This is a genomic window from Rathayibacter sp. AY1C9, from assembly GCF_002932315.1.
GTDB lineage: Bacteria > Actinomycetota > Actinomycetes > Actinomycetales > Microbacteriaceae > Rathayibacter.
In genome coordinates this window covers 1-4,480 of sequence record NZ_PSVZ01000051.1, presented here as the reverse complement: position 1 = coordinate 4,480, position 4,480 = coordinate 1, and the positions used below count along the sequence as shown (strand labels likewise).

The window sequence follows — 4,480 nt, the reverse complement described above, 5'->3', positions numbered from 1 at the left end:
CCGCCCGCCCCCTCCACCACCGAGCCGGGCGAGGGCTCCGGAGCCGATCGAGCCGGCACCGGCCTGGACGGTGATGATCGCGGTGCCGACGTCGACCGTCTGACCCTCGTCGACGAGCACGTCGACCACGGTGCCGCTGAACGGCGAGGGGAGCTCGACGAGCGACTTGGCGGTCTCGATCTCGACGAGGACCTGGTTGACGGCCACCTCGTCGCCGACCTTGACCTTCCAGGCCACGATCTCGGCCTCGGTGAGGCCCTCGCCGACGTCGGGGAGGAGGAACTGCTCTGTCATCGGGGGGACTCCTGTGGGCTCGTGCGGGCGGATGTCGCGCGCGTCAGTACGCGAGCGAGCGGTCGACGGCCTCGAGCACGCGGTCGACGTCGGGGAGGAAGAGCTTCTCGACCTTGGCGGGCGGGAAGGGGGTGTCGAAGCCGGCGACCCGGAGGACCGGCGCCTCCAGCGAGAAGAAGGCGCGCTCGGTGACGGTCGCCGCGATCTCGGAGCCGAGGCTCACGTTCGCGGACGCCTCCTGCGCGACGACGAGCCGGCCGGTCCTGCGGACCGACGCGAGCAGCGGCTCCCAGTCGATCGGGGAGAGCGAGCGCAGGTCGACGACCTCGACGCTCGTGCCCTCCTCGCCCGCGAGCTCGGCGGCCTGGAGGAGGACCGCGACCATCGGGCCCCAGCCGACCAGCGTGACCTCCGTGCCCTGGCGGACGACGCGGCTGGCGTGCAGCGGCGCGGCGGAACCGCTGAGGTCGACGTCGCCCTTGGGCCAGTAGCGGCTCTTGGGCTCGAAGAACATGACGGGGTCGTCCGAGGCGATGGCCTCCTGGATCATCCAGTAGGCGTCGTTGGGAGTCGACGGGCTGACCGCGCGCAGGCCCGCGGTGTGCGCGAAGTACGCCTCGTTGCTCTCCTGGTGGTGCTCGACCGCTCCGATGTGCCCGCCGTAGGGCACGCGGATGACGACGGGCATGGTGATCGCGCCCTCGTGGCGGTTGGTCATCTTGGCCAGCTGCGAGGTGATCTGGTCGAACGCCGGGTAGATGAACCCGTCGAACTGGATCTCGCAGACCGGGCGGAAGCCGCGCATCGCGAGCCCGATCGCAGTGCCGACGATGCCGGACTCGGCGAGCGGCGTGTCGAGCACGCGCTTCGCCCCGAACTCGGCGTGCAGGCCCTCGGTGATGCGGAAGACGCCGCCCAGGGGGCCGATGTCCTCGCCCATCAGGAGGACGCGGTCGTCCTGCGTCATCGCTCGGCGGAGGCCGGCGTTGAGCGCCTTGGCCATGGACATGGACTCGAGCTGCGACCCGGTGAGGGGCGGCTGCGCGGCCGTCGTGCTGGTGTCGATCGTCATCACTCGCCTCCGAACGATTCTTCGTAGCGCTGCAGCCACGCCTTCTGCTCCTCGACGAGCACGTGCGGCTCCGAGTAGACGTGGTCGAACATGACGCCCGTGGGTGGGACCTCGAGGGCGAGGAGGCGGCGGCGGATGTCGGACGCGAAGTCCTTCGCCTCCTCGTCGACCTCGTCGAAGAAGGACTGCTCCACGCCCTCGCTCCGCAGGAACGCGGCGAAGCGGGTGATCGGATCCTTCGCGACCCACGAGGCGAGTTCGTCGTCGGTGCGGTACTTCGTCGGGTCGTCGCTCGAGGTGTGCGCGCCGATCCGGTAGGTCAGCGCCTCGATGAACTGGGGACCGCCGCCGGAGCGCGCGTCCTGCAGGTGCTTGGCGGTGACCGCGTAGCTCGCGAGCACGTCGTTGCCGTCGATCTGCACGCCGGGGATGCCGAAGCCGGAGGAGCGGAGGTAGAGGGGGCTGCGCGACTGCGTGGCCACGGGGACCGAGATCGCGTAGTGGTTGTTCTGGAGGAAGAAGACCTCGGGAGCCTGGTAGCTCGCGGCGAAGACCATCGCCTCGCTGACGTCGCCCTGGCTGGAGGCGCCGTCGCCGAAGTAGACGACGACGGCCGCGTCCTTCTCGGGGTCGCCCGTGCCGGTCGCTCCGTCGAAGGTGAGGCCCATCGCGTAGCCGGTCGCGTGCAGGGCCTGCGAGCCGAGCACCAGCGTGTAGAGGTGGAAGTTCCCGTTCGTCGGGTCGGTCGGGTCCCAGCCCCCGTGCGTCGTGCCGCGCAGGAGCGCGAGGACGCCGAGCAGGTCGATGCCGCGGATCTTGCCGACGACGTGCTCGCGGTAGGAGGGGAACACGTGGTCCTGCGGGCGCATCGCGAACGCGGAGCCGACCTGCGCCGCCTCCTGGCCGTGGCTCGGGACCCACAGTCCGAGCTGGCCCTGGCGCTGCAGGTTCGCGGCCTCGGTGTCGAAGCGGCGGACCACCGCCATCTCGCGGTAGAAGGAGCGGTGCTGCGCCTCGTCCACCCCGTCGAGGTAGGAGGCGTACTGCTCGGCCGCGGGGGTCGGCGAGAACCGCCCGTCCGCGGAGAGGAACTGGACAGTCGGCGACTCCGTGCTGGTGGCTACCACCCGACTAACCTATCCGTCTCGCGGGGTGGCCCTCGGGGAGGGAAGCCACAATCTCGGCCGCCGCGCTGAGGAGCTTGTCGACAGAGCGCGCCTCGCCGACGGAGACGCGGATCCCCTCCGGCGGGAACGCGCGGACCACGACCCCGGCGCGCTCGAAGACCTCGGCGGCCCGCGCCGTGTCCTCGCGGGTGTCGAACCAGAGGAAGTTCGCCTGCGACTCCGGGATCGTCCAGCCCTGGTCGAGCAGCGCCCGCCAGAGGTCGTCGCGGAGGCGGGTGATGCGGTGGACGCGCTCGAGGAGCTCCTCGCGGTGCTCGAGGGAGGCGACCGCCGCGGTCTCGGCGAACCGGGTGACCGAGAGCGGGATGGCGGTGGAGCGGGCGGCGTCGAGGATCCGCGCGTGGCCGATCGCGTAGCCGACGCGGAGGCCGGCGAGGCCGTACGCCTTGGAGAAGGTGCGAGCGATCACGAGGTTGGGGTAGCGGCCGAGCAGGCGGGTGCCGTCCACGGCCCGCTCGTCGTCGACGAACTCAGCGTACGCCTCGTCGAGGAGCACGAGGACGTCTCCCGGGACGCGCTCGAGGAGCGCCTCGACGTCGTCGGCGGTGGCGACGGTGCCGGTGGGGTTGTTGGGGCTGCAGACGATCAGCAGGCGGGTGCGCTCGGTGACGGCCTGCGCCATGGCGTCGAGGTCGTGGGTGTCGTCGGCGCGGAGCGGCACGCGCACGCTGGTGGCGCCCGCGGTCGTGACGAGCGAGGGGTACGCCTCGAACGAGCGCCAGGCGTAGACGACCTCGTCGCCCGGGCCCGCCGCCGCGGTGATGAGCTGGGCGATGACCGCGACGGAGCCGGCTCCGACGATCACCTCCTCGATCGGGACGCCGTACTCCGCGGCGAGCGCTGTGCGCAGGGCGGTCGCCGCCGCGTCCGGGTACCGGTTGAAGTCGTCCACCTCGCGGACCCGCGCGAGCACGGAGGGCAGCGGGTCGAACGGGTTCTCGTTGGAGGAGAGCTTGAAGGCGTCGGCGGCGGCCGCGCGGCCCTGCTTGTAGGCGGGGAGCGCCAGGATCTCGGGGCGGAGGCGGACGGGAGGCTCCTGCTGGTCGGTCACCCGCCCCATGCTAGGCGGCGCGGCGGCGGGCGCCCCGCCGTTCCGCGCGCGCCGTCCCCCGCCCTCGACGGGTGTGCGCCGGGCCCCCTTCCCACCGGTCGAGCGCCGTGGGTGCGGCCCGGAGGTGCGGCCGACCCGGGTCTCGGATGCGCGAACCGCCCCGCTGACCGGCGCCCACGGCGGCCGTCCCCCGATTAGGGTGCAGTGATGCGGAGTCGAGGGCGAGCCGAGCGGCGCGGGGGTGCGCGCCCGCTCCTCCGGGGCGCCACGGCCGCGATCGCCCTGCTCGTCGCCGCCGGCGCGCTCACCGGATGCACGCCCTCCGCGGAGGGCACGCAGGCGACCCCGACTCTCCGCGAGACGTCCATCGACGTCGCCGCGCCTCCGGCCTACACCGCCGCGCGCGAGGCCGGCCTCGCGCTGCGGAACGACTCGCTCGCGCTCCTCACCGCGACCGACGGCACCGTCGCGGGCGCGGCCCGCACCGATCTGCTGGTGGCGATCGGATCCCTGAACGCAGCGCTCGAGGGAGTCTCGGCCGACGCCATCACCACCGCGACGACCGCGGCCGGGGAGCAGCGGACGGCGCTGGCCGAGCGCGTGCTCGGCCTCGCCACGTCGACCCTCGCCTCCGGTCGCGGATCGATGTCCCGGCGGGCGGTGCTGACCGACGCGGTCGAGCAGCTCCGGAGCGCTCTCGCCTCGGGAGCCGCGGTCGCTCCGCTGGCCGTCGCCGTGATCGAGGCGCGCGAGCCGCTCGTCCCGGAGCCGGGCAGCGGATTCGCTCCTCCCCCGCGCCCCGCGCCTCCCGCCGCTCCCCGGCCGCGGTCGTCGCGGTGGTGATGGCGTCGGCCGAGACTCCCTCGAGCGCTGCGT

At 73.1% G+C, this 4,480-nt stretch carries 5 protein-coding genes; 1 reads left to right on the top strand and 4 read right to left on the bottom strand.

Annotated features, from left to right (window positions below; all coding sequences use genetic code 11):
- From C5D09_RS16845 to hisC, 4 genes are all read right to left on the bottom strand, one after another.
- Window positions 1-294 (bottom strand): biotin/lipoyl-containing protein (locus tag C5D09_RS16845; RefSeq protein ID WP_308471889.1); only part of this gene is annotated, 294 nt, incomplete at its 3' end.
- A 43-nt stretch (window positions 295-337) separates the two neighbouring features.
- Window positions 338-1,303 (bottom strand): alpha-ketoacid dehydrogenase subunit beta, encoded by a 966-nt coding sequence (locus tag C5D09_RS16840; protein WP_181027250.1) that lies wholly within the window; start codon window positions 1,301-1,303, stop codon window positions 338-340.
- A 62-nt stretch (window positions 1,304-1,365) separates the two neighbouring features.
- Window positions 1,366-2,493, bottom strand: a complete 1,128-nt coding sequence (locus C5D09_RS16835; protein ID WP_104247992.1) for a thiamine pyrophosphate-dependent dehydrogenase E1 component subunit alpha — start codon at window positions 2,491-2,493, stop codon at window positions 1,366-1,368.
- Window positions 2,494-2,497: 4 nt separating this feature from the next.
- Complete coding sequence (hisC, locus tag C5D09_RS16830) at window positions 2,498-3,613, bottom strand: histidinol-phosphate transaminase (protein WP_104226632.1); 1,116 nt, start codon at window positions 3,611-3,613, stop codon at window positions 2,498-2,500.
- A gap of 198 nt (window positions 3,614-3,811) precedes the next feature.
- On the opposite strand from hisC, the gene C5D09_RS16825 reads away from it, so the two are divergent.
- Window positions 3,812-4,447, top strand: coding sequence for a hypothetical protein (locus C5D09_RS16825; protein ID WP_104269821.1), 636 nt, complete (start codon window positions 3,812-3,814; stop codon window positions 4,445-4,447).
- Window positions 4,448-4,480: the final 33 nt, after the last annotated feature.

Excerpts from the sequence above, each read along its gene's own strand:
- C5D09_RS16825 (WP_104269821.1), top strand. The coding sequence starts at position 3,812 with ATGCGGAGTCGAGGGCGAGCCGAGCGGCGCGGGGGTGCGCGCCCGCTC.
- hisC (WP_104226632.1), bottom strand. The coding sequence starts at position 3,613 with ATGGGGCGGGTGACCGACCAGCAGGAGCCTCCCGTCCGCCTCCGCCCC.
- C5D09_RS16840 (WP_181027250.1), bottom strand. The coding sequence starts at position 1,303 with ATGTCCATGGCCAAGGCGCTCAACGCCGGCCTCCGCCGAGCGATGACG.